Annotated in this window: 21 protein-coding genes and 2 pseudogenes; 18 read left to right on the top strand and 5 right to left on the bottom strand. The window is 68.7% G+C overall.

The window, feature by feature from the left end:
- Positions 1 to 89: 89 nt before the first annotated feature.
- Positions 90 to 1,292 carry a serine/threonine-protein kinase gene (locus BIV23_RS00855; protein WP_071378736.1) on the bottom strand — a complete coding sequence of 401 codons (1,203 nt, stop codon included), beginning with the start codon at positions 1,290 to 1,292 and terminating at the stop codon, positions 90 to 92.
- A gap of 391 nt (positions 1,293 to 1,683) precedes the next feature.
- On the opposite strand from BIV23_RS00855, the gene BIV23_RS00860 reads away from it, so the two are divergent.
- Positions 1,684 to 2,628, top strand: coding sequence for a DUF5655 domain-containing protein (locus BIV23_RS00860; RefSeq protein WP_071378737.1), 945 nt, complete (start codon positions 1,684 to 1,686; stop codon positions 2,626 to 2,628).
- A 98-nt stretch (positions 2,629 to 2,726) separates the two neighbouring features.
- On the opposite strand, the gene BIV23_RS00865 is transcribed toward BIV23_RS00860, so the two are convergent.
- Complete coding sequence (locus BIV23_RS00865) at positions 2,727 to 3,485, bottom strand: DNA-methyltransferase (RefSeq protein ID WP_071378738.1); 759 nt, start codon at positions 3,483 to 3,485, stop codon at positions 2,727 to 2,729.
- A 578-nt stretch (positions 3,486 to 4,063) separates the two neighbouring features.
- Between BIV23_RS00865 and BIV23_RS00870 the strand changes: the two genes are divergently transcribed.
- From BIV23_RS00870 to dnaK, 13 genes and pseudogenes are all read left to right on the top strand, one after another.
- Positions 4,064 to 5,209 (top strand): C40 family peptidase, encoded by a 1,146-nt coding sequence (locus BIV23_RS00870; protein ID WP_071378739.1) that lies wholly within the window; start codon positions 4,064 to 4,066, stop codon positions 5,207 to 5,209.
- Positions 5,210 to 5,297: 88 nt separating this feature from the next.
- Entirely contained in the window at positions 5,298 to 5,606 is a 309-nt protein-coding gene (locus BIV23_RS00875) for a DUF6112 family protein (protein WP_071378740.1), read from the top strand.
- Complete coding sequence (locus BIV23_RS00880; protein WP_071378741.1) at positions 5,606 to 6,295, top strand: hypothetical protein; 690 nt, start codon at positions 5,606 to 5,608, stop codon at positions 6,293 to 6,295. Before BIV23_RS00875 ends, BIV23_RS00880 begins: the two co-directional genes overlap by 1 nt.
- A gap of 27 nt (positions 6,296 to 6,322) precedes the next feature.
- Complete coding sequence (locus tag BIV23_RS00885; RefSeq protein ID WP_071378742.1) at positions 6,323 to 7,735, top strand: SCO6881 family protein; 1,413 nt, start codon at positions 6,323 to 6,325, stop codon at positions 7,733 to 7,735.
- A gap of 145 nt (positions 7,736 to 7,880) precedes the next feature.
- Positions 7,881 to 9,353, top strand: a complete 1,473-nt coding sequence (locus tag BIV23_RS00890) for an SCO6880 family protein (RefSeq protein ID WP_071378743.1) — start codon at positions 7,881 to 7,883, stop codon at positions 9,351 to 9,353.
- Positions 9,354 to 9,387: 34 nt separating this feature from the next.
- A complete protein-coding gene (locus BIV23_RS00895; protein ID WP_071378744.1) occupies positions 9,388 to 9,840 on the top strand; it encodes a DUF6238 family protein in 453 nt (150 codons plus the stop codon).
- Between the two features lie 26 nt (positions 9,841 to 9,866).
- Positions 9,867 to 11,372, top strand: a complete 1,506-nt coding sequence (locus BIV23_RS00900; protein WP_071378745.1) for an ATP-binding protein — start codon at positions 9,867 to 9,869, stop codon at positions 11,370 to 11,372.
- Positions 11,373 to 11,465: 93 nt separating this feature from the next.
- Entirely contained in the window at positions 11,466 to 11,876 is a 411-nt protein-coding gene (locus tag BIV23_RS45445; RefSeq protein WP_245790270.1) for a hypothetical protein, read from the top strand.
- A 27-nt stretch (positions 11,877 to 11,903) separates the two neighbouring features.
- Entirely contained in the window at positions 11,904 to 12,593 is a 690-nt protein-coding gene (locus tag BIV23_RS00910) for a hypothetical protein (protein ID WP_071378747.1), read from the top strand.
- An 814-nt stretch (positions 12,594 to 13,407) separates the two neighbouring features.
- Positions 13,408 to 14,178, top strand: a complete 771-nt coding sequence (locus BIV23_RS00915) for a hypothetical protein (RefSeq protein WP_071378748.1) — start codon at positions 13,408 to 13,410, stop codon at positions 14,176 to 14,178.
- A 168-nt stretch (positions 14,179 to 14,346) separates the two neighbouring features.
- Positions 14,347 to 14,772: an effector-associated constant component EACC1 gene (locus tag BIV23_RS00920; RefSeq protein ID WP_143079020.1), complete on the top strand. Its 426-nt coding sequence runs from the start codon at positions 14,347 to 14,349 to the stop codon at positions 14,770 to 14,772.
- A pseudogene (locus BIV23_RS51380) lies at positions 14,759 to 15,412 on the top strand (caspase family protein); the annotation flags it as partial. The gene BIV23_RS00920 and the pseudogene BIV23_RS51380, both read left to right, overlap by 14 nt.
- Positions 15,413 to 15,772: 360 nt before the next feature.
- A pseudogene (dnaK, locus tag BIV23_RS00925) lies at positions 15,773 to 17,185 on the top strand (molecular chaperone DnaK); the annotation flags it as partial.
- Positions 17,186 to 17,393: 208 nt separating this feature from the next.
- Here the strand turns inward: dnaK and BIV23_RS00930 are convergent.
- From BIV23_RS00930 to BIV23_RS00940, 3 genes are read right to left on the bottom strand one after another with little or no spacing between them, the layout of a single operon-like run.
- Positions 17,394 to 19,901, bottom strand: a complete 2,508-nt coding sequence (locus BIV23_RS00930) for a hypothetical protein (RefSeq protein WP_245790272.1) — start codon at positions 19,899 to 19,901, stop codon at positions 17,394 to 17,396.
- A 9-nt stretch (positions 19,902 to 19,910) separates the two neighbouring features.
- Positions 19,911 to 20,255 carry a helix-turn-helix domain-containing protein gene (locus tag BIV23_RS00935; protein ID WP_107471018.1) on the bottom strand — a complete coding sequence of 115 codons (345 nt, stop codon included), beginning with the start codon at positions 20,253 to 20,255 and terminating at the stop codon, positions 19,911 to 19,913.
- A gap of 9 nt (positions 20,256 to 20,264) precedes the next feature.
- Positions 20,265 to 21,371, bottom strand: coding sequence for a tyrosine-type recombinase/integrase (locus BIV23_RS00940; RefSeq protein WP_071378749.1), 1,107 nt, complete (start codon positions 21,369 to 21,371; stop codon positions 20,265 to 20,267).
- A gap of 102 nt (positions 21,372 to 21,473) precedes the next feature.
- Here BIV23_RS00940 and BIV23_RS00945 point away from each other — a divergent pair, with 102 nt between their 5' ends.
- From BIV23_RS00945 to BIV23_RS00960, 4 genes are all read left to right on the top strand, one after another.
- Positions 21,474 to 22,028: a hypothetical protein gene (locus tag BIV23_RS00945; RefSeq protein WP_245790274.1), complete on the top strand. Its 555-nt coding sequence runs from the start codon at positions 21,474 to 21,476 to the stop codon at positions 22,026 to 22,028.
- Between the two features lie 60 nt (positions 22,029 to 22,088).
- Positions 22,089 to 22,598, top strand: a complete 510-nt coding sequence (locus tag BIV23_RS00950; RefSeq protein ID WP_071378750.1) for a hypothetical protein — start codon at positions 22,089 to 22,091, stop codon at positions 22,596 to 22,598.
- Positions 22,599 to 22,715: 117 nt separating this feature from the next.
- On the top strand, positions 22,716 to 23,993 hold the full coding sequence (locus BIV23_RS51385) for a hypothetical protein (protein ID WP_245790276.1): 1,278 nt from the start codon (positions 22,716 to 22,718) through the stop codon (positions 23,991 to 23,993).
- Between the two features lie 5 nt (positions 23,994 to 23,998).
- A complete protein-coding gene (locus BIV23_RS00960) occupies positions 23,999 to 25,270 on the top strand; it encodes an MFS transporter (RefSeq protein WP_107471023.1) in 1,272 nt (423 codons plus the stop codon).
- Positions 25,271 to 25,310 lie beyond the last annotated feature (40 nt).

Here is a 25,310-nt window from a genome sequence, read left to right on the forward strand (position 1 = left end):
GACTATGTACTCGTAATGTGCGGTGTGCGGGTGCCCGCACTTTGCATCGCCTCGGACCGGCCCTGTCGGCGAAAGGAAGGGAGAGTGGTTCAGCGCTTCGACCAGGCGAGTGCCGGCCCCATCGCGTAGCGCTTGCGCAGCTCGTCGGCGACCCGCCGGGAAGCGGGGGGACGGCCCCTTTGCGGCGTGGGTTCAGCCGGGATTCCGCTCCCGGGCTCGGGCTTCTGCACGGGCGGGGGCGAGTTCTCCACACCGTTCTCGACATCGCTCTCGGTGTCCGGACCGGATTCACCGCCGGACGGCGGGACGGGGATGTTCTCCGCCGGCGATGCCGACTCTTCGCGCAGCAGCCTCTCAAGTGAGTCGAGCCGGTCCAGCATGGGCGTGTCAGGCTGGGGCAGCACCATCGTAGGATGATCCTTCGGCGTCGTCTCCTGGATCAGAGCGCGCCGTGCCCGGGCCGGACTCGTACCCAGCAGGCGCATCAGATCGGCACATTGCCGGGTGACCTCCTCCAGGGAGGGGCGGTCCTCCGCCTTGTGTGCCAGCATGGCCGACACGACGGGGGCCAGTTCATCGGGCAGCCCGGACAGATCGGGGCCGATCTCGGCGTTGACCACCTGCGCGGCGACCGCCTCCCACCGGGCTCCGTCGTACGGGTAGTGCCCGGTCGCTGCGTATAGAAGTACGGTGCCCAGGCCGTACACGTCAGCAGCCTGTGTCACCTCCAGTTCACCCAGGGCCTGCTCAGGCGGCATGCAGCGAACTGTGCCGATGACCACACCGGCCTGGGTGAGCGACCCCTTGGACGCCCCGACGAAGGCACCGAGACCGAAGTCGATAATCACCGGACCGAAGTCTCCGAGAATGACGTTCTGCGCCTTCAGGTCACGGTGTACCAGGCCCGCGGCATGCACGGCGGCAAGCCCTTCGGCCAACAGCGCGCCAAGGCTCGCCACGAGTGGCGTAGACAGCGGACCTTGGTCCTTCACGACATCGGAGAGCGGGCGACCAGGAACGTAGTCCATGGCCAGCCAGGGCAGCTCGGCGAACGGGTCCGCCTCAATGAAACGGGCCACACGACCCGTACCCGAGATCGTACGCGCGATCGTCGCCTCGCGTTCGAACCGGGCGCGCGTGTGCGGATCCGTACGGTCGGGCCGGATCACCTTCACGGCGACCGGTTCACCCGCGACCGAGTAGCCGAGGTATACCTCCCCCATCCCGCCCGCGCCGAGCCGCCGCTCGACAAGGTACGGACCGATACGCGACGGCAGAGACGCGCCGCTCACCGCACACCCCCTGACTCCCGCAGCGAAAGCACACCCTCGCTCGGCGCATGCCCCCGCTCCGCCATAGAAGAAGCAAAGCACGAGGGGCATGGACACCGACGAATCACCGCTACAGCCTACTGATCGGCATCCCACGGGAGGAAGTGATCACATCGGACCGGGAGCAGCCTCCGGGCTCTATGTCCTGAATTAGGACACTATGTGTGCGGCTCGGTGATCTCAGGGAATGTCACCCCGGTCCGTCCAGATTCAGCAGCAGGCCCCACAGACCTACGCGTGGCTGTCCTGAGAGCAGGCCCAGCGGACGATGCAAGCTCACAGCCTGATCGGAATAGCCACGGGCCCGGTTTCCATTGCTTCTCCTGTAGGGATCGCGCGGAGGGGGACGCTGGTGACCGACCTGAAGCTGTTCCGGCTGGATGCCGATGGCCAGGACGTCGAGCTGCGGGGCTCGACGGTGGCGCTGGAGGTAGAGCTGCAGCGGCGGATCGAGGCAGGCATGGAGGCCATGCTCGGCATCCGCTTCCTGGCGTCGGAGTACCCGACGGGGCCTTGGCACCGGGGCCGGATCGACTCGCTCGGTCTGGACGAGAACGGCACACCTGCGCTGATCGAATACAAAAAGGGCTCCGACAGCGGTGTCCTGTCGCAGGCTGTCTCCTACCTATCTTGGTTGGACTCCGCGCGTCACGAGTTCGAGGCCTTGGTCAAGGAGAAGCTGGGCTCAGAGGTCGCCCAGTCGATCGACTGGCGGAACCCTCGGATGGTCTGCATCGCCGCTGGCTTCTCGCACCACGACCGAGTCGCGGTGCGCCGTCTGCGCGAGCGGATCGACCTGGTGCGCTACCGCGTCTTCGAGGGTGGGCTGCTGAGCCTGCTACTGATCGAGTCCACGCCCGGATCTACGAGACCGATATCGGATCGGCGCCAGCGCCGCGAGCGGGAGGTCACGGCTGGTGCCGCCAGCAAAGGCGGGAAGACGTCCGCTCAGGCGACCGCTACCGAGGGTGCGATTCCTGGCTGCCTGCAGGACCTGTACGCCGAGCTGGACGAGGCCCTCACCGCCTGGGGCGAGGTCGAGGTGGCTCAGCTTCGGCACTACATCGCCTACCGCCGGCTGGTGAACGTCGCCTCCGTCATCTTCCGCCCGAAGCACGAAGCGATCCTGGTCTACCTCAAGATCGACCCGGACACGGTCGAGCTGGAGGACGGTTTCTCCCGCGACATGCGTCACATCGGTCACCTCGGGACGGGCGACCTGGAGGTGCGGATCGCCTCGGCGGCCGACCTGGAGAAAGCGGAGCCGCTGATCCGGCGGGCGTTCGAGGCTGCGTGACGCAAGAGGAAGGGCGGCCGGCACATCGGTGTCTCGATGCTCCAGCCGCCCTCTGGCGTCTGCGGTCCGTCTCACCCCTGGTCTGATCGTTCTCATGCTCATGCCTCCGGCCCGGCCAGGACGAAGGCGTCCTGGGCCAGAGTGTGTTGCGTTGCCCGCAACAGTCGCTGTTCTGCCACGTCGGCGTAGTGCGAGGACAGCTCAACGCCGACGAACTGCCGACCCTCGCGTAGGGCCGCGACACCCGTGGAGCCGCTGCCAGTGAACGGGTCGAGGACGGTGCCGCCTTCGGGGCAGATCTGCACGAGCTGCTGCATGATCTCGACCGGCTTCTGTGTGATGTGGACGCGGTCCTTGCGGGGCTGGGAAGCGATGAAGTGGCCGGGCAGGTAGAGGTCCCGGTTCTTGTCGAGGCTGCCCTTGACGCCCCAGATGATGAACTCGGCCGACTGCTTGAACCCGCCCTTGCGGGGCCGGCTGGCGGGCTTGATCCAGGGGATCGTGCCGCTCCAGGTCCAGCCCGCCATCTGCAGGGCGTCGCTGGTGGTCGGCTCCTGGCGCCAGTCGGAGAAGACCATGGCGACGGAGTGCTCCGTCGCGGCCCGGTACGCCTCGGTGAGCAGCGCGGTCAGCCAGCTTCGATAGCTCCGCTGGTCGCGGTTCTCGCCGGGGAAGTTCTGCAGGTCGTGCGCCGATCCGGCCGTGACGTACTTGGCACGGGCGGTGCGGCTGGTGCGGTCCGAGCTGGTGCGTCCACCGGAGTTGTACGGGGGATCGGTGATGACGGCGTTGACGCTCTCGTCCGGGAGGGTCTTCAGCACGGTAAGGGCGTCGCCTCGGTGCAGCGTGTAGCTCATGTGCGGGGCCTCTTTCAGGGCACGACGGGACTGAGCCAGCTCCGGACGGCACTCAACGGCAGTCCTTCGGAGCGGGGTTGCGCCGGAGGTTAGCCGCGATTTCCGGCCGCACCTAACAAGCCAGTCCCGTACTCCGGGCCCGGGTTCGGCGGCCGTTTGGCGCGGCCGGAATCCCGGTCTACTGTCTCGCCACGTCACCGAGGCAGAGCCCAGCTCCACCCCCGCTGACCTGTGCTGATTCCTGTTGCCGCGTCCGAGAACGTGACCCGGCAGGCACGTTGACCCCCGTTCCCGCAGCCCGGAGGAGACCCGGTGTACTGCCTGAGATTACGAGCGCGGCTGGCTGCCGCGCATGACCTGAGACCGGCGTCCGGGAGCTACCAACTCCCCTGACCCGGGCCCGCCCTGAGAGGCGGATTCACATCGGTGCGGTGCCGACGGCTTTGCACGAGAAGTCGGCACCGCGCCTTCTACGAACCGCGAGGAGCCGCTGCCATGCAGCACGCCCTGATACACCCACGCCCTGACCCAGCCCCGTTGTCCGTCCGGGCTGTCCGCCCCTGCGAACGGCGGCGGCGATGAAGAAGACCACCGGAGCCGTCGTCGGCCTCTGCGCATCCGGTCCGATGCTGCTGGCCGTTCCGATCCTCGCTTTCAGTGCCGGGACTGCTTCGGCCTCCTGCTCGACTGGCGGTATGCAGGCTGTGAATACCTCAGCCGTTGCCGCTCAGGTAAAGGCGGTCCTGGACGGCGGCGGCAAGGGCACGGTCTCCGTGCCGGGCCTGGCCGACCCGGCCGAGCAGATCCCCAACGCCAAGGCCATCCAGGCCACTGGTGTCGCGATGAACATCCCGGCCCGGGGCCAGATCGTGGCCCTGGCGACCGCCCTGCAGGAGAGCGGTCTGCGGAACCTGACCTACGGCGATCGTGATTCGCTGGGTTTGTTCCAGCAGCGTCCGTCGCAGGGCTGGGGCACCGCGAACGAGGTCCTCGACCCGGTGCACGCCTCGACGATGTTCTACGAGGCGCTGGAGAAGGTCTCGGGTTGGCAGTCCCTGTCCGTTACCCAGGCCGCCCAGGCGGTGCAGGGGTCTGGCTTTCCCGAGGCTTACGCGAAGTGGGAGCCCCTGGCCACCGCCTTGCAGAAGGCGATCGCACCGTTGCTGTCGAAGGCTGGCGGCGCGTCACCGAGCCCTTCGCCGTCCGGTTCGGGCAGCGCGGGCAGTCCTCCCGCGAGTACCGCAGGTGGCTGCACAAGCGGCGGGGACGGAACCGACTTCGGAACCATCCCGCCCGGCGCGGCGCCGGCCGGATACAAGATTCCGGCAGACGCTCCGCCGAAGGTCCAGACGGCGATCCGCTGGGCGCTCGGCCAGCTCGACACCCCGTATCAGTGGGGCGGGAGCTGCACCGACTCCCACGGGCCCGACCCCATGGGTCGCTGCGACTGCTCCTCGCTGATGCAGCAGTCGTACAAGGCCGCCGGGGTCACCCTGACACGGACGACGTACACGCAGGTCAAGGAGGGCAAGCCGGTATCGATCGACGCTCTCCAGCCCGGTGATCTCGTCTTCACCGAGGGGACTGCCGAAGTCCCGGAACACGTCGGGATGGTCATCGGCCAGGGCTTGATCGTGAACGCCCCGCACAGCGGCGACGTGGTCCGCCTCGCGACCCTCGCGTCCTGGAAGCCGCAGATTCTCGCGGCCCGCCGAGTCGTCTGACCGGCGCCTTCCCCCTCCCCTCTTCTTCTCGCACCGCCGCTGCGCCCTCTCGGGCTTTGGCGCGTGCTAAATCAAACTGGAGTTCGTAATGTACCTCGCCGACAAGGTCGTCCAGCTCGCCTACGACCCCGGGATCAAGCCGAACGAGGGCGGACTGCCGGGCCTCGCCGTCCTCAAGCAGGTGATGGGCTCCATCAACCTCTTCGGGATCATCGCCGTGGTCGGCGCGCTCGCCGTCAGCGCGGGCGTATGGGCCTGGGGCCATCACTCCGGCGGCCATCAGGCCGAGGCCAACGGCAAGAAGGGTGTGCTGGTCAGCGCTGGCGCGGCCCTCCTGCTGGGTGCCGCGAACGGTGTGGTGGCCTTCTTCAGCACGCTGGGGACGAGGGTCCACTGATGTCTCGCCGCTCCTCGAACCCCGGCGGCGCATCACGTGTGCGCCGACGGGCGCTGCTCGGCACTGCCGTCCTAGTGGTGCTCGTCGCCCTCGCCGGCCTGGCCGCCTACCTCACTCGCGATGGCAGGGATGCCCCCAAAACCCACGAACCGCTGAAGAGTTCGGCCGCTCCCTCGTCCTCGACCGCTTCGCTGTCCGGATCGCCCTCACCGCGCGCACGCCCTCACGCGCTCCCGGTCCCACCGAAGACCCACGACCCGATCGCGTTCGGGAAGGCAGCCGCCGCAGCACTGTGGTCCTACGACACCCGCGCGTACTCACAGGCGGAACTGCTGACTGCCCTCCACGGGTGGCTGACCACCGAGACCAAGTACGCCGACCCTGCTTCGGTCGACGCGGTCGTTCCCTCGCGTGTGCTGTGGAAGGAAATGGCCGCGAACGGCCAGTTCGCCACCACGACCGTGAACGAGGGGCACTTCCCGGACTCGTTCACCCAGGCCCTTCAGGCGAATCCCGGAACGATCACGCAGGCGTACGTCTACGCCGTGACAGTCTCCGGCAAGCAGTCGATCGCCTGGAACGGCTTGCGCGCCGGCGGCGCGGAGAACCGCGTCACCACCCTCGCGGTCCAGTGCCGCCCCTCCCATTCCTGCGCCCTGGCCGGCGTCATGCCGTCCGTCGCGCCCTGACCCCCCATCCAGAAAGGAGGTATCGCCATGGGAGTCTGCGACTTTCCGCTGATGGACAAGGTGTGCGGCGCTGTTGACTTCGTCACCAACCCCGCCGGGTCCGTCACCGACGGCATCGGAGCATGGATCGCGAAGTCGGCGGGCGAACTGGCCGCCAGCGCTGCGGATCTCGCCGCGAAGGCCGTCAACGAAACTACCGCCATCGATCTCAACGCCGGATGGTTCCGGGACAATTACGAACTCCTGCTGCCCATCGGGCTCGCGCTGACCGTCGGGACGTTCTGCATCCAGTTGATGTTCGCGGCCTGGCGACGGGACGAACGCGCCCTGGCTCAGGCCGCCATCGGCACCATGACCGGCGTCCTCTTCAGCTTCTGCGCCGTCGCCTTCACCTCCGTCGCCATCACCGTGGTCGACGCCTTGTCCGACGGCCTGTTCAAAGCAGCCAACAGCTCGGTCGACGCCGCAATCCGCCGTGTGGTGAAGGTCAACGAACTGGGGGCGATGTACGGCCTCGGCTGGGGCGTCCCAACCCTGGTCGCCCTCGGATGCGCGATCGGCGCGTTCATGTACTGGGGCGTTATGGTCGCCCGAAAGGTCGGCGTCCTGATCATGGTCGCCCTCGCCGTCTTCGCCGGATCCGGCGGCGGCTGGGAAGTCGCCAAGCGCTGGCGGCGCGGCTGGACCGAGGCCACCGCCACGCTTGTCGTGTCGAAACTGCTGATGACCGTGGTCTTCCTGATCGGCGTCTCGGCGATGGGCAAGTCGGATGCCCACGACGGCATGGCCGCACTGTCCGACGCGCTGGCAGGCGTCGTCGTGATGGTGCTGGTCCTGCTGTGCCCGTACGCCACCTATAAGTTCGTCCACTGGGCCAGCGACGCCGGCGGCCACGACGACCTGCATCGCACCGGCGTTGCTGGCATGGCGGTCGCCGCAGGGGCCGCGAAGACCGCAGGCAGCCTGGCGATGCAGGCCAGCACCGGTACACGTGCACCGCAGGGTCCGAGCCAAGTCCCCGGCGCAGGCAGCGACGGTGTCGCCTCTGGCATCAACCCCTCCGGCAGCAACCTCAGCAAGGAGGGCATCGACGCCGGGCCGCCCAAGCCGCAGACACGGTTCCGGTACGGCGAAGACCCGAACGCCTCCGGCGACAAGGGTCGGGCCCTGATCCAGCGCCCCGGCATCCCGCCGCTCATCACCCGGCTCAGCGAGGGCGAATCGGGGGGTTCCGAAGGAGGCGCCCCGGGTGGTCAGTTCGCTGGCCCGTCGGCTCCGGGCGGCAGCATGACCCGCGCTGGTGCCGCGTCGGCTGCCAGCCCTGCACCCGGGGGCGAGAGCAGCCCTGCCGCACCGCCGTCCTCGACCGGGCCATCGGCAACCGGTTCCCCGACGCCGACGAGCTGGGTGTACCCCAACCAGCCGCCTTCGGGGTCCTGAGTAACCACAGCCGGGGGCGGGCTGCATCCCGCAGCCCGCCCCCCGTACCCCGCGCCGCCGATCACCAGAAACGGAGCTCTGCCATGACCTCCAGAAGAGCGCCGCGCACCTCGCCCTCCGCCAGCTCCCACCGTCTGGAACCACCATGTCTGACAAGCCCCAGGCCGAAGCCATCACGGCCACCGTGAAGTTCCCGCACCGCAGCAGGCGCGGCATCCTGCTCGGCCTGACCGCCCCGCAACTGATCGTCGTAAGTCTCACCGGCCTGCTCCTGCTCGCCGTGATCCTCACCCGGGGCGTGGTCGGCGCTCTCGAACTCGTCCCCTTCTGGGCCGCCATCGCCCTGCTCGTCTTCGTCCGTTATCGAGGCCGCGCCCTGGCCGACTGGGCTCCGATCGTCACCCGGTACGTGCTCCGCCGGATGCGGGGCCAGCTGATCTGGCTCGCCCGGCCTTCCCGCCGCCCCATCCGCGAAGGACTCCTCCACCTGCCCGGCACCGCAGCCAGCCTGCGTGTGGTCACCGCCCCAGACCGCCGATACGGCGCGGTCCACAACCCCCACACCGGCACCCTGACCGCCGTCGTCAAGGTCTCCTCCCGCGCCTACGCGCTGCTCGACCCCGGCACCCAGAACGCCAACGTCAACGGCTGGGGACGCGCGCTGGCCGCGCTCGCCCGCACCGGCCAGGTCGCCCGCATCCAGGTGATCGAGCGCACCGTCCCGGACTCCGGCGACGCGCTGCGCCGGTACTGGGAGGAGCACGGCCAGCCCAATGCCCCCGTAGCTGGCGCGATCTACAGCGAGCTGATCCAAAGTGCCGGCCCGGCGGCGGCGCCGCACGAGGCATACGTCGCGGTGTCGCTGGACGCCAAGGCCGCACGACGTCTGATCAACCAGGCCGGAGGCGGTCTCACCGGGGCCTTCAGCGTCCTGGCACAGCTGACCTCGACCTTCGATCAGGCCGCCCGCACCGCCGGGCTCAACCCCACCGGCTGGCTCACCGCCCAGGAAATCGCGGTCGTCGTGCGCACGGCGTACGACCCCAAGGCCCTTGCGGCGCTGGACCGTTGGTCCACTGCCGGGCGTCCTGAGGCTGAGCCCGCCGCTGCCGGGCCCGTCGTGGTCGTCGAGAAGTCGGACCACATCGCGACCGACTCGGCCGTCCACGCCACGTACTGGGTGGAGAACTGGCCCCGCATCGAGACCTCAGCGGGCTTCCTGCACCAGCTCCTGTTCACCGCCGGGGTCCGGCGCACGCTGTCGCTGTCGTACGAGCCGAAGGGCCTGGACGCCGCCCTCCGCGACGTCCAGCGCAAGAAGGCCAGCGTGATCGCCGACGCCGCCGAGCGAGCCCGACGGGGTCAGGTCGACTCCGAGGCTGACTCGATCGAGTACCAGGACATCAAGTCCCGTGAGCGCCAGCTCATCGCGGGCCATGCGGATGTCGCCCTGACCGGCCTGCTGACCGTCTCGGCCGACTCCGAGGAGGAACTCCGTTCCGCCTGCGCAGTCGTGGAAACCGCGGCCGTCAGTGCCCAGCTCGACCTTAGGCCGCTCACCTGGCAGCAGGCCGAAGCGTTCACCGCCGCCGCCATGCCGCTCGCCCTCGCCGCCTGATGCCGGCCGTACCTCCCTCCGAAAGAGCACCTCCATGTCCCGCACCGCCAGTCCGACCGCGCAGGACTTCGTGCCCTTCGCCACCGCCGCGCTCGACTTCCATCGTGCGCTCAACATTCCGGGCGGTCCTCTCGTCACCACCCGCGCCGAGCTGGACGCCCTGCACTCCCACCTCGTCTCGCTGTACGGCCTGCTCGACGCCCATGCCAACCGCACCGGACAGCTCATGCCGGTCGAAGGCGACCAACTCCGCGCGGCCCGCACGCGAATCTGGCAGGCCGCCGACCTCGTCCATGCCGCCTACCACGCGGCGCCCCGGTCGGACTCCGGCGAGGTGCCCGAACGTGAGGCGTGCCAGACCGGCCTGCCCGAAGGGACGCCGGAGCTGACCATCTGCCAGCGCCATCAACGCACCGCGCACATAGTGCGCCGCCGCACCACCCCGGCCGACCTGCACGCGCCGTTCACCGGACTCGTTCGCCGCTGACCCACCTTCCATCTGGAGAAACGTTCATGCCCCGCACTCGCGCCAGCGCCTCCCACCTGTTCGTCCCCCACAAGACATCACGCGCCGAGCAGCGCGCCGCCCGCGCCGGCTTCGCCGAGGCCCGCCGCCAAGCCCGCCTTGCCGGAGCACCGCCGAAGCACCGCGCCGAGGAGACCCTCGACCCGGAACTCCGGCCGACCTACCCGCCGTCCGGACGCCCCGGCCCCTCCTCAGCTCGGGGCGGCAAGCTCAGCCTTCCCGCCCACCGGATGACCACAGCCACCGTCAGCGGCGCCTACCCGTTTCTCGCGGAGGGCGGCCTGGGCGCCGAAGGGATCTTCATCGGACGGGACGTGCATGCCGAAGCGGCGTTCTGCTACGACCCTTTCGCGCTGTACAGCAGCGGCCGGATCGAGGGCTTCACCAACCCCAACGCGGTCCTGGCCGGGATCATCGGCATGGGCAAGTCCGCGCTGGCCAAGTCCATCGCGACCAGGGCGATTGCGCACGGATATCGGGTCTACGTTCCCTGCGACCCCAAGGGAGAGTGGACTGCCGTCGCACAGGCTCTCGGCGGCTACAGCATCGCGCTGGGACCAGGGCTCCCGGGCAGGCTGAACCCCCTGGATGCTCCGGCCCAGCCCGCCTCGGTGAGCGAGAGTGACTGGTCGACCGAGGTCCGAAAGCGCCGCCTCCTGCTCCTGGCGGGCCTGGCTCGCACCGTGCTCAAGCGCGATCTCCTGCCGATGGAGCACACAGCTCTGGACCTTGCGCTCGACCTGGTCGTCGCCGAGGCCGACGCCAGCGGCACGGTGCCGCTGCTCGGCGAGATCGCGCATACCCTCGGTTCGCCCGAGCGCCTCGACCGAGCCCTCGGCGACCAGGCCGGCCACATGGGGCCCGCTGCGCAGGATCTCGCGCACGCCCTTCGCCGTCTTGTGCACGGCGATCTGAGCGGCATGTTCGACGCTCCCTCGACAGTGGCCTTCGACCCGACCACCCCGATGCTGTCCATCGACCTCTCCCGCCTCGGCGGCTCCGGCGATGACACCGCCCTGGTCTTGGCCATGACCTGCGCCTCGGCGTGGATGGAGAGCGCGCTCGCCGACCCAGACGGCGGCCGACGCTGGGTGATCTACGACGAGGCGTGGCGCGTCATGCGGCACGTCGGCCTGCTGGAGCGCATGCAGTCCCAGTGGAAGCTATCCCGCGGCCTCGGCATCGCCAATTTGATGGTCATCCACCGCCTCAGCGACCTGCTCAGCGCAGGCGATGCCGGCTCGCGCGGCCGGGTGCTGGCCGAGGGCCTCCTGGCCGACTGCTCCACCCGCATCATCTACCGCCAGGAGCCCGACCAGCTCGCTGCTGCCGCTTCGCTGCTCGGCCTGACCGGCGTCGAGACCCAAGCGGTGTCCGCCCTGACCAAGGGCCGGGGCCTGTGGAAGGTCGCGGGCCGCAGCTTCATCACCCAGCACATCCTGCACCCGGCCGAGCGCGAGCTGTTCGACACCGACGCCCGCATGTCGGTCTAGCTCAACTAGACCTATACCAAAGGGAGTTGAGCCATGCCGTCAACCGTACGGCGAGCAGACCACCGAGTCGACGGAGGAGCCCCCGCCCCGGCCGTGAGTGCGGGCACTGCCGCACCGGCGGTCGACTGGAACGACCGTCTCGCTGCTGCCCGACCCGAGGATTTCGCCGAGCTGTTCCACGAGGCACTCACGGACGACTTCGGTGCGGTGGCCCGGCTGCACCAGATGCTCGAAACCGCCTCGGAGTGGTGTCGCGCCCACGGCGCCCGAAGCAGTGCCTCCGACCTGGGCGCTCTCGCCGATCGCCTGACCGACCTCGGCGAGGAGCTGCATCTTGTGCGGGAGGACGTGGGCCACGAGATCCACGCCCACGCGCATCGAACGGCAGCAGCGGTCCGCATCTCCTCAGCCGTGTCGGTCCAGGGGACTTCCGTCAGCCAGCCGAGCGACGCTTCTGTCCCGCTCCCACCACCCACCATCCGTTTGCTGCCGCGTTCGCGGTAAGCACCGACACAGGAACGAGGACCAACCGTGCCCACATCTCCCGCTTCCCATGAAGGCCAGCCAGCGGCGACCACCGATCACCTTGCATGGCGGCAGCACGTCCCGGCGCTGGCTTCCGCCGCCGCCGGCATCAAGCAGGCGTCCGATGCCTGGGACGCGGTCTCGGACTCCTTCTGCGACCACTACGGCAGGCCCATCGATGAGAAGGGCTATGCCGACGGCAAAGTGAAACGCGACGCCGAAGCGTGGAAACACGTCGAGGTCTTTCTCGCCCACGGCCCCGAGGTGCTGGCCGGTGTCCGTGCCGCCGCCAGCGGTGCCGACTACGTCGAGGGGCCGATCAACGAGGACCTCCGGCGGTTGCGCGGAATCGACACCACCCTGGAACGAGCAGGCCAGATCAGGCACGAGTGGGATCAGGTCATGGCGCTCATGGACGCCTCACTCCCCGGCTCACGGGAGATCTACGCGAGCCAGGCGCAGGAGATCCGCAACTCCGAAGGCTGGAACTCCGCGGACGAGTTGTCATTCCAGGGCCCGGCGCTTGCTCGGGCTGCTGACTACCTCGCCAACCGGGTGGATCCCGATCAGCCCTCGCAGAGCGAACGTGCCCAGGTGGCCCTTGCTCGGTCCACCTCCGGCAACCGCGGCGCTCCACCCGCTTCGCCCCTTGCACCGTCCGCGTCGAATCCGACGGCACCGCGTCGTTCCCGCTGACGCCTCTAGCACCGAGTTCCAGCGGGACCAAACCGGCCGATCCCCGGATCCTCATGGAACGCCACAACCCCTACCGCCCCACCGCCTGCGGCTCGCGTCGTCGGCTGCTGGGGCACCCGGCCGCGGAGAAGTCCCATGCGCCCCGATCAGTCCTGGGTCCCCCTTCGACGGGAGGGTATACGTATCACCGCGCGCACCAGCGATCCTCTTCCTCTGCAAGCCACTGCCAGCAACCTGGACCGGGAGCACGGGTACGGACACCTCACCGTTCCCCTTCGGCAGCGCGGCCTGGAGTGCACCGTCGAGTACGGCCTCAGCGACTACATCGTCCACGCCGTACTCCCCGACGGCAGTTCACTGATCATCTCGCCACCTCAGGAACCGTCGACCGACCACCCACCCGGGCATCCCGAGAGCTGGTTGGTGACCCGCGGGCATCCCGACGACTCCGCAGTCCACGAAGTGATCTACGACTCGGAGCCAGACGGACCCCACGCCCGGCACGGCGGCAGTGTCCCAAGTCTGCTCGTCGTCATCGACGCGCGTCTGGATCAGCTCGACGTGCCTCCACGGCCAGCCTCTGCCTCGCCGCGAGTGAGTGCTGCTCTCGCGCTCTCGCCGACCGCCCAGCACGCGGCTCCAGCACAACTGTCAGCGGCTCCGGCTGTACGCCCCGCGCTGCCGCCCGCCCGTCCCTCGTCCGTATCCGGTCGCTGACCGCTTCCCGCCTCGGAGTGCGCCATGTCCCGCACCAGCAGAACCATCCCAGCCCTCGACCGCCCCTCTCACCGAACCCGCACCGGATGGATCAGCCATGCCCACCCACTACGACTCGCTTCCCGACATCGCAGTCGGCCGCCACCCCGCATACGGCATCGTCGCCGCGAACCCGAAACAACTCGCCGCCAGCACATGGATGTTGAAAGGCTTCGACTTCCACCCCATCCCGGACCAGCCGACGTTGTACGCACTGGCCAACCAGCAGCGTGACGGACAGGGCCGCGCTACCCGGGCCATCGCGCTGCTGCGCAAGGCCGGCTACCAGGTCGACGTGGACGCCGCGTTCGACCCCTCCCTGGCCTCCGGTCCGGCTTCCGCCCGCGACCGGCCCTCGCGCACAGAACCCGACGTCGCGTTCGCCGAGCACCCGCAACTCGGCATCGTCGCGGCCACCAGGGACCACTCCTCCGCGCTCGGCGGCCCACTCATCCTGGAAGAACACGGCTGGCGGCATAACCCGAACCTGGATATCTACACGCTGCCCATCACCACCGACCGCAGCGAGGCCCTGGAGAAGGTCGCCAACGCCACGGTGTCGATGCACCGATCCGATCTCCAGGTCGCAGTGCAACCCCGCCTCGCCCACGACGTAGCAGCGCGCCGCGCTCCTGGACCCACGACGGCCGCGCGCCTGGAGCGCAGTCAGGGCTTCACCACCCAGAAGTTCCCCATCAGCGGCGCCGCAGTCGCCGCCAGCCCAGCCCGCGCTGGCCTCCCCGGCAAGGCGCCGGATCCCGCTCCCGCCGCCTCCACTCCGGCAGCCCGGCCGGTCGACCCGCGCATCGCGTTCTCACGCAACCGCTGAACCAACTCTCCTAAGGAGCAGTCCCCATGGCCGTTGTCGGTAAGCCGGGCTATCACAACCTGCGTAATGGGGCGTGTCCCTTTGCTCTCCTGCTGGCGGCCACACCTTGAGCGGCTCGCCGTCCTCTTCGGTCATCCACGACACGGCCAGCTCAGGGCCCTGCGTAGGATGACCGCATCAACTGTTGTAGACCAGGGGGCAGCGTTGGAGTCGAAGTTTTTCATCGAGGATGCTGATGCCGAACGGGCTTCGACGTACCTCCGTTCCCTCGCTGACTGGCTGCGCTACGAAGAGGATCTGCGAGGGAAGACTCAGCTGGAGCACGGCGAGATCACGCCTGGTCAGATGGGCGGCCTCCCTGAGGCTTTGGTAGCCACGCTCTCCACAGGCGGGGCAGCCACCGTATTGGCTCGAGCCGTCGTCGAATGGGTCAGGCAGCGCAAGAGTGACGTAACTGTGAAAGCTGTCAAGCCGGATGGGGAGACCTTCGAGATCGATCTCCGCCGTGTCACCGCTCCCGAAGCTCTTGTTGCCGAGCTTTGCAAGTTCCTGAGCCCGGAACAGTCGGGCCCGGACCCCGATGAGACTGCCTGACGGCGAACGTTCCCGTGTCGTTCTGATTGGCACGGCGAACTACGCAGCGGATCCGGGCCTGCCGGCCCTGCCGTCGGTACTCAACAACCTCACAGACGTAGCCGATGCACTGGGTGAGCCCGTGCATGGCTGGTTCACCCCACACACGTGTCAGCTCATCGCTGACCCGGACACCCCGTCCGCGCTGGGAGGTCGGCTGGCCGAACTCGTTGGGCAGGCGGAAGATCTGCTCCTGATCTATTACGCGGGACACGGTCTGCTCGACAGCCGTGGTCAGCTATATCTGGGGCTGTCGGAAACCCTACGGGGCGACCTGTTGCGCTACACGGCGATGCCCTTTGACGGGGTGAGGGACCTCGTCATCAGCAGCCCCGCACGCAATCGCGTCCTCATCCTGGACTGTTGCTTCTCCGGGCGTGCGGTCGATGTGATGGCCTCCCTCGACCACCTTGTGCTGGATCAGATCGAGATCACCGGCACCTACACGCTGACCGCTACTCCCGCCGGCATGACTGCCCTTGCCCCAGCCGGTGACCGAAACACCGCCTTCACTGCAGAGTTGCTGAGGATACTCAGGCAGGGCGACCCAGAAGCACCAGCAGAACTGACGCTCGACGACCTCTACCGCTCTCTCTACCGAAACCTGAGAAGCCGAGGGCTGCCCAAGCCACGACGGCAGGGCACTGACACAGTTGCGGACCTGATCGTCGCCCGTAACGTGGGCTACCGCCCGCCATCCGGACACCAACGCCGGTCGGCGGCAGATGGTGAACGTAGCGGTGAGCCACGCCTGTTTCTAGACGAAGAAGAGCGCATCGGGCGCGCTGGAAATCCCACCGAGGCGGCCCGCAAGTACGGGGAGGTCGGAAGTGTTCTAGTGCGGCTCTACGGGACTGACTGGCCCGAGGCTAAAGCTGCGGAGGCCAGCCGTGCGTTCTGGGCCGAATGGGGAGCCACCAAAGCATCCTCACGTCCGGCAGGCGCCCTCGGTAGGCGTGCGGTGGGCATAGACCTGGGCACGACAAACTCCGTCGTCAGCGTTCTGGAGGGCGGTGAACCTACCGTCATCAAAAACGCCGAGGGCGCCAGGACCACGCCGTCCCTCGTCGCCTTCGCCAAGAACGGCGAGATACTCGTCGGCGAGGTGGCGAGGCGTCAGGCGGCCACCAACGCGGACCGGACCATCCGGTCCGTGAAGCGTCACATGGGCACTGACTGGAAGATCCAGATTGACGGCAAAGACTTCAACCCGCCGCAAATCTGCGCATTTGTCCTGCAGAAACTGAAGCGGGACGCCGAGTCGCACCTCGGTGAGAAGGTGACCGACGCGGTCATCACCGTCCCGGCGTACTTTAACTACGCCGCGCGGCAGGCAACCAAGGAAGCCGCTGAGATCGCCGGCCTGAACGTGCTCCGTATCGTCCGCGAGCCGAGCACGACTGCGCTCGCCTACGACCTTGAGAAGGACAACGAGACCGTTCTCATCTTCGACCTGGGAGGCGGCACTCTCAGTGTGTCGCTGGTGATCGTCGGGGACGGAGTGGCGGACGTCATGACCACCAACGGCGACAACCAGCTCGGCGGTGACGACTGGGACCAGCGCATCGTCGACTTTCTGGTCAAGCAGTTCCAGTACAGCCATGGCGTGGACCTGTCCCAGGACAAGATGGCACTCCAGCGCCTACGTGAGGCCGCCGAGGAGGCGAAGATCAAGCTGTCCTCCTCCACCGAGACCTCAATCAATCTGCCCTACATCACCCGCTCCGCCGAGGGCCACCTGCACCTCGACAACAAGCTCACCCGCGCCCAGTTCCAGCAACTCACCTCGGACCTGCTGGAGCGCTGCAAGACGTCGCTACGCAGCGTCATCAAGGACGCCGGTACCCAGCTGTCCGAGATTGACCACGTCGTTCTCGTGGGTGGATCGACCCGTATGCCCGCCGTCGCCGAGCTCGTCAAGGAGCTGACCGGCGGCAAGGAGCCCGACAAGAGTGTGAACCCGGACGAGGTCGTCGCCATCGGCGCCTCGCTCCAGGCCGGTCTCCTCAATGGTGAGGTCAAGGACCGCCTGCTCCTCGACGTGATCCCACTGTCCCTCGGTATCGAGACCAAGGGCGGCATCATGACCAAGCTGATCGATCGGAACACCACCATCCCGACCAAGCGGTCGGAGGTCTTCACCACGGTCAAGGACAACCAGCCGTCCGTGCAGATCCAGGTCTACGAGGGCGAGCGCCCGATCGCGGCGTACAACAAGAAGCTCGGCATGTTCGAGCTGATCGGTCTGCCGCCGGCCCCGCGCGGTGTCCCGCAGATCGAGGTGTCCTTCGACATCGACGCCAACGGCATCATGCACGTTACGGCCAAGGACCTCAGCACCGGCAAGGAACGGCTGGTAGTTGTTGGTGGTGGTGGCGATTCCGCATGGAACAGCTTCTCAGCAGACCCGAGCCTGCTCCCAGACCAAGTGGAGCCGAACACGAAGCCAATCAGGCAAGGTTGGTGACTCTCGATTGTGGGCCATGGTTCTTGCCCTGGGATTGCAATCGGGTTTGGGCTCAACTGAACGTTTCGCGGGACCTTCGGGTCCGCCCGGTTATGACAAGCTGTGGAATGTCGAGTCACCGGCGGCTGATGTCTGCGGCGTAGTCGGCGCCGAAGCCCTGGCTCTTGCGGGTCCAGTTGTCGCCGGTGGACTGGTGGAAGCCGAGCAGTCGGCTGATGACGAAGGCGGGCAGCTCCGAAGCGCTGTCCATCAGCGCTGCGTGGCGCGCAAGTTGAGAAGGGACACCGATCGCCTTCAGGCGCCGGCCGAGGGTGTGCGGGTCCATCGGCTGGCCGGGGTAGATGCTGTGGAACAGCCACTTGGGTTCCTCGAGCGGGACGGTGGCGGCGCGACCGTTCCGTCGCTTGGCGAGCTGGCGGATCAGGTCGTCCAGAGGCGCGGGGATCTCGACGGGGACTCGCCCGAGCTTCAGAGCGAGGGTGTCGCCGCGGTCGACGATGTGCTCGGTGGTGAGGCGGCTGATGCGGCCCACGGGCTGGGCAAACAACAGCAGGAGCAGGCCGGCGGCCCGGTCGGCGACCTGGAGTTGCTCGTCGTGGACGAGGTGGCGGACCAGGGCCCAGCGTTGGTCCTTGCCGATGGTGCGCGCGGTGATGTAATGGCTGATGACTGGTGCCGTCAGCGGTCGGCTGTGGCCGCGTCTGCTGGTCCAGAGCAGGAATGCGCGGACTGCGGCGCGGGTGGTAGGGCCCTCGCTGAGCCAGGCGTCCACCTGGTCCTGGGTGCAGGCGGCCAGGGTGGTGCCGCCGTCATGGAGCCATTCCAGCAGGCGGGCCACGTTACGGATTTCGACCCGGACGGTCTCGGCCCGACCGTGGGTGACCGGCTGTCCGGCGGGCAGGCGGCGGAGTCTGCGCAGGGGCTGCCAGTTCGTGTAGTTGCGCAGGATCCTGCGCTCCTCGGCGGACGAGACACGGGCGATCGTCTTGGCCAACCACCGTTCCAGCCTCGCCAGTTGCTCGTCCCGGGCGGGCAGGGCTCCCGCGGCGACCAGGGCGGCACGCAGGTGCTCCACAGTCGGCGCGCCGGCGAAGCGGTCAAGGACCTCGTGGGTGAGTGGCCCGTGCTCCTTCGCCAGGGCCTGGAGAACGGCACGACGGGCGGGAACCTTGTGGATCCAGTGCAACACAATGCGGGGCGGCGGCTTCAGCAGCGCCTGGAAGACCGGTTCCAGTTCCGGGCGCACGGGACCGCCCGGCGGGCTGAGCACGTCGCGCAGGTCAGCGGAGCGCGCGCAGGCGGCGCACCGTCCGTGCCGATAGAGCCGTTCGACGGACCCGCAGTGGGCGCAGGGACGGCGGGCGGCGGGATGCTTGGCCCAACAGGTCTGACACAAGGGCTCGCCCTCGGGGGTCCGGCCGCTGGTACGGAAGATCCCTCCGCAGCCGGCGCACGGCTTGGACCTGTTGCCGCAGTTTCCGCACAGCGGCTCGCCGGTGGCGGTGCGGTTGTTGACGCGTCGGTGCTTACCACAGCTGACGCACGCAGCCTCCTCGCGTTCCTTGGCGCTGCAGGGCAGGCACTTGGGTGCATCGGTAGACGCGAAATAGCACGGTCCGCGTGCACCGCAGGTCGCGCAGAGGGCGGTGGGGAACCTCCGGCAGGCGGCGCAGACTCCGCCGTCACCGGTGCGCGACTTCCTCAGCCGCATCTCGCCGCAGACACCGCACGGCCTGTGGTTGAAGGTGTCGCGCTGACGGCAGGTGCCGCACACAGGCTTGCCGTCGAACCTACGGCCACCGATCGGTCGCGCGCGTTCGCAGTCCGCGCACGTCGCGATCTTGGATTTCCGCCAGCACGACCCGCAGCAACGTAGACCGCCACGGCGCTCCTTCAGGTCGGTGGTGCGCTGGCAGAACGGGCACGAGGGGACGACTACGCCTTGGGCGCCGCGATCGATCAACGCCTTGGCCAGGGCGGAGATCCTGGGTGGCCCCTCGGCGCCCCTTCCGGTCAGCAGGCCAGGGGTGTCTTCCAGCGCCCACAGCAGCTGAAGTTGGCCAGGGCGGGTGCGTTCGACCGAGCGGATGGCCTGTTGTGCGGTCGCGGGCGAGACACCGAAGGGGCTGTCGGCGATCAGCTTGGCCAGTTCCTCGGCCGGGTCTGTGGCGCCCCAGGGCGGATGGGCCCGGCAGCGGGGCCGGCCGGAGCGGTCGCGTCCGGCAAGGGTGGTGCTTCCGCAGATCACGCAGGGGTTGGCGCGCGCGACACGGCGGTTGCTGCAGGCGCCGCAGATGCGCGCGCCGTCGCCAAGGGCGGTCAGCGGACGCTCGCGCCCGCAGTCGCCGCAGCGGGGCAGCACCAGCTGTTCGGCGCCGGCCTCGCGCAGCGCCCGGACGAGCCGTTCGATCGCGCGCGGTCCCTCGGGACGACCGGACGTCAGCAGCTCCGGCCTGGCCTGGAGGACCTCGGCGAGCGTCCGCAGCTGGGGTCGCTGGCGGAAGACCGTCTGGAGCACGGCGGCGACATCGATCCGCTCGCATGCGGGGTCGGCCGACCGGACGATCCCGCTGATCACGGCCTCGGGCTCGGTAGCGGAGCGCGGCAGCTCAGGATCGGGCACGACCTGCACCTACTCGGGCACGATCCGGGCCCGCTTGGGCCGCAAGTCGCCGAGTCCGGCATCCTTCCCCGGCGCCGGTCCGCCGCCGGCCGCGGCGCTGTGACGGCGCCGCGAACCAGCCGCGGCAACGGGTTCGATGAGCTCGTCCATGCTGCAGCCCAGGATGTCGAGCAGGGCCATCAGGGTCTTCAGGCTCAGCCGCTCAGGCCGTTCCACCACCAGGCGGTAGGTCTGACTGGGCGAGAGGTCGATGCCGCGTTCGGAAAGCAGGGGACGCAGGTCGGTGGTGGAGAACATGCCGCGTGTGGCCATCACCTCCCGCAGATGCCAGCGGTAGTCCAGCTTCGGCGTCACATCGTCTCCCTACTGTCCGCCCTGGAGGGCGCGGTCCAAGATCTTGCGCATCATCGTGTTCATGAAGTCCCCGCTCACTCCGGTATAGAGGGCGGTCGTGGAGGCGTAGCGGTGGCCGACCTGCCGCTGGACGAAAACCGGGTCCGCGCCGTCCTCGATCTGGTGGGTCACGTGGCTGTGCCGCAGGCAGTGCGGGACAAGGGACTTGTCCAGGCCCAGCGCATCGCGGTAGGCCGCGAACCGGTCCTCAATCTCGCGGGCCTGCAGGCGTCCGCCTCGTTCGGTCAGCCACAGCGCCGACTGCTCGGGGGCCGTCGCGTAGCGGGGCCGGGCGTTGATCACGTAGTCCTCGACCGCTTCCACCGCCCAGGGCATCACGCTCAGCGTCGTGCGTCGGCGCGGCGGCGATCCCTTGGTCCGCTTGCCGTAACGCACGTGCAGCGACCCGAAGTTGCCCAGCTCCGGAGCTTTCGAGTTGCGGTAGAAGTCGGTGACGTCTAGCCGGGATGTCTCGGTGCACCGCGTGCCCCAGCCGTACATCAGCTTGAACACCGTGGCGTCCCGGTAGGCCGCGAGCGCTCCCTTGCGCCCCAGCCGGATCGCCCGGTCGACCTGGGCATCCGCGTGGTCGAGGAAGATCTGGATCTCCTCGCGCGTCATCGGCCGCCGCTGGGGACCGCCCTCGTAGTCGGCCAAGTGCGCGACGGTGTTCCACTCGTGGCAGATCTGCACCGGGTGGACCCCGAAGCGGGTCTCGCACTCGGACGGCCACTGGTAGTGCGGCGAGGTGACGTAGTCACAGAACATCCGGATCGCACCCTGGTACCCGCGGATCGTCGACTCCGCCCGCTTCAACTCGGCGATCAGGTACGTCATCCACTCGTCCAGGTCGGACGCCGACCACTGCCACGGATAGGCGTTGGTGTACTCGGCGAAGCGCCGCACCGCGCTCTGCCGGTCGCTGATCGTGTCCGGCTGCAGCCGGCGCCCGCCGCGCTGCTGACGTCCCCAACCTTCGAGCATCGCCTCAAAGACCGCGTCCTCGGGATGCAGCAGAGACACGCCCTGAAGCAGCACGAGCTGTGCTGAAGCCTCCCGCAGTTCCGCTCCGGGCATCCCTCTGCCCCCTCCATTAGCCGCGCGAATCATGCATCAGATGCACTCATGTGCGCAACACCCCCAGGCCACTGGCCTCAACTTCGAAGAGAGGTACTTGGCATGAAGCCGCAGACCACCAGCTCAACCGACTCCGGATCACGCATCCAACGCAATTCCCCGCGGTCAAAGACGATTTGGCAGATCACCCACTCGTGCGGCCACCAGGCCGACCGCGATCTGTCCGACCGGGCGGCCGACCGCCGCGCGGGCTTCGCCGAGTGGCTCGCCAAGCAAGAGTGCACCGACTGCTGGCGGGCCGCCAAGGAGGGCGACGAGCAGGACAAGGCCGCCTGGCTGAAGGCCAAGCGGGCCGAAGAGCAGGCCGAATCCGAAGCCTGGTCGGAGCAGTACCGGATGCCGCCCCTTGAGGGGACTGAGCGAGCCGTCGCCTGGAGTGTGCGCTGTCGCCATCAGGTCCTGGCCGCCGCCTTCGCCGCCCTGGTCCTCGAAGGCGAGACCAGCGAGACGGAGTGGGAGGACATCGAGGAGGCCGCTCGCACCATCACCCGCGCCGGGTGGTGGATCGACCAGCGCTCCTCCGAACCCAACGACCTCACCGAGCTGCTCCAGGCCGCCACCGAGGCCGACCGGCCCACCGAGAACCCCCACTTCTAACCGCCCGGTGCCCCACATCGGCGGGGCACCGGCTCCCCCTACCAACGACCCAGATACCCCATGCCCAAGTACCCCCTGCGCTGCGATGTGCGGCGCACCGAGAGCACCACAGACCTCCTCGGCCACCTCCACCGCAGCGAGCCAGGCTTCGACCCCTACCTGCTCACCGCCTGGTCCCCGGAGCTGACCGCCCAGGAGTCCGTCGTCCTGCCGCACCTGGCATTGCTGCTCGATGAACCGATCGCGCTGCGAAAACCGCGGACCGGTCACACCGCGTCCCGCCGGCTCACCTGGCACTGTGCCATCCGCAACACCACCGGCGTGGAACTCGGAGACGACGACTGGTTCGAGCTGACGCGCGAGGTCCTCGACGCCACAGGCATAGAGCCGGACGCCGACCCGGCGGCCTGCCGGTGGGTGGCCCTGCGCAACCAGGCCAGCGGGCTCGACATCGTCGCGACCGTCATCCGCCAGGACGGCCGTTGGGCCCGGTTGCACAACGACGCTTACTTCGCCCGCGCTGCCTGCGCGAACTTCGCCTACGACCACGGCCTCGACGCCCCGGGGTGAACAGCGGCGTCTACCAGCGATCTCCGGCCGGGCCAAATCGCGGATTCTGCGGATCCTCTCCCCCTGGCAGCCCGAAGACCGGGCTCCTGTTCACCACTCCCCTTCGAGGTAGACGCCGTGATCGCCCACCTGCAGCGCGCCAGCAACACCGCCGGCCTGCTCTCGTATCTCTACGGGCCGGGCGAACGCGGTAGCCACACCATCCCCCGGCTGATCGCGGGCGACGGCCACGGTGCCCCGATCGAACTGCTCGCCGAGTCTGGCTCGCTGCCCTACCTGGCCCGCGCCCTCGACGCGCCCGTCGAACGCCTCGGGGCCCGCGCACCGGAACGGCCGGTATGGATCTGCTCGGTCCGCTCCGACCCTCGCCGACCGGACCTCACCGACACTCAGTGGGCCACGGTCGCCCGCCGCCTGGTGGCCGCCACCGGTATCGCCCCGGATGGCGATCCGGACGCCTGCCGGTGGATCGCCCTGCGTAACCAGCCCCGGCAGGTGCACGTCGTGGCCACTCTCGCTCGTGAGGACGGCAGCCTCCACAACGCCTACCGCGACGCCTTCCGCCTCCAAACCGAATGCCACCGCCTCGCCGTTGAGCTGGGCCACCTGCCCACCAGTGCACACCCGATACCCCGCGTCCAGGAGACCCACGTGCCTGCCCCTTCCATCACCATCACCGCCGAGCCCAGCGGCAGCGTCTCGGCGAAGGGCGCCAGCGACGACCTTTCCGCCACGCTCCTCAAGCACGCTGGCTTTCAGCAGATCGAGGACTGGTACGGCCGACGCCATCGCCTTCCCACCACCATGCCGGTCGCCGACAAGGCCGCCGTCGCCACCCACGCAGCCGAGATGCTCCGCGCCGCCCGCTACGGTGTCGACCTCGATCCCTCCCTCGACACCGCCCGGACGGCCACCCCGGCAAATCCGCTCGGGCCCTACACCGCCGGAGCGGAACTCCTCCGGATCACCGACCAGATCAGGTCCGCCGGGAACGGTGCCGACCTTGGGCGGGCGGTCAACCACCTCCTTCATCCCGAACACGGCGCACTGGAGCGTGTCCGAGAAGCCCTGGAGGCGGCAGGCGCGCAGATCAACGACCTCGACGACGATGCACACCAGCTCGCCGACCGGTTCGGCTTCGCTGCGGAGTTCGTCAGCTCGGCGCAGTCGGAACTCGTCGACTCGGAGGCTGAGTTGCGCCGTGTCGGCCACGCGCTGCAGCCCCCGGCCGAGACGAGGACGCACGCTCCGAGGCTCCCCGAGTCCCGAAGCGCTGCTCTCGCCGCATCGCCTGCAGCGGCCAAGGCCAAGGTCTCCTCGACCTTCGGCGCCGGGGCGGCGGACGTCAGCGCGGCCGTACGTCCGTCGCAGGCCCCTGCCCCTCGGACGCGGTGACCCAGATGATCTCTTCACACGCTCCCACCGCCGCTCTGTCGCACACGTACCTCATACGGGCCGCCGACGCTCTGGCCAGTGCGACTGCCACCTACGCTGTCCCGCTCCTGGTCTTGGTCACCACCGGCTCCACCGCCCTGACCGGCCTTGCGTTCCTTCTCGAATGGGCACCTCGTCTGGCTGCCTTCGCTTTCGCCGGATCAATGGTCGACCGGTGGGGTGCCAGCCGTGTGTTCCGGATGTCCAATCTGGTCCGTACCGCCGTGGTCGTGCTGGCCGGTGCGACGCTGCTCGTCTTGCCTAGCGCCGGGACGATGACAACATGTGCTGTCCTGAGCTTCGGCGCTGCCTCCGGGCTGCTCGCTGAGGTCTCCTTCGTCGCGGTGGAGACTCTCGGAGCTGAGGCGAGCCGCCGGTTGGGCAATGCGGCCCACCGTGTGCAGGCCGCGCAGACCGGGATCGACCAGGGCGCGATGCTCGTCGGTCCGCTCCTGGGCGGCCTGCTGTTGCTGGCCGGTCCCCCCGTGCTGCTGGCCGTGGTCGCGCTGTTGGCTCTGACCGCTGCCGCGACCGCATCTGGCGGTGTAGACGCCACGGACCACCGCCCGGTGCCCAGCAGTCTTCTGACCGGGTGGGCAACCCTTCGCCGGACCCCGGCGCTCGTCTGGTTGGTCGGCGGTCTGATCGCCTCTAACTTGGCCACCGGCGTCCTGCAGGCCGCCGCCCCGATCACGGTCATCCACCACTTCCGCTACTCCACCGCAGCCGTGGGTTCGGTCTGGAGCACGGCTGCCGTAGCCTCCCTGATTGCCGTGTGGGCCAGCCGCCGTGCGATTGACCGCTTCGGCATCTGGTCGGTCGGCGCGGTGACGGCCGCTGTCTCAACCGCGGCGTGCCTGGCGACCGCCCTGGCTCCGAGCTTCACCGCGTACACCGTGGCGGTGGCGGTGGTCATGGCTGGCGAAGGCGCGATGACCGTCGTCCTGCGCACGCTGCGGTCCCGTCTCATCCCGGTGCAGGCGTTCGGCTCCACGCTGGCGGTGACGATCATCCTGGTGCTGCTGCCGTTTCCGCTGGCCGGAGCCCTGATCGCGATCGCTTCCACCGCTGAGATTCCGCACCTTCTGCTGGCGTGCGCCGCTCTTCAGGGCCTGGCGCTGAGCGCATGTTTCGCCGGTCTGCGGCGGAACCGGACCGCCTGCGAACTGCCCCCAGCAGGTTCCTGCACTCCACAAGGAGCCCGCCCGGCCAGCGGATGCCCTCTGAAGGGCCGTTGAACGGCCCGGCACTTTGCCCTTTCTCCTCTTCTACCCGCCA

The organism is Streptomyces monashensis (assembly GCF_001866665.1).
GTDB classification, from domain to species: domain Bacteria; phylum Actinomycetota; class Actinomycetes; order Streptomycetales; family Streptomycetaceae; genus Streptomyces; species Streptomyces monashensis.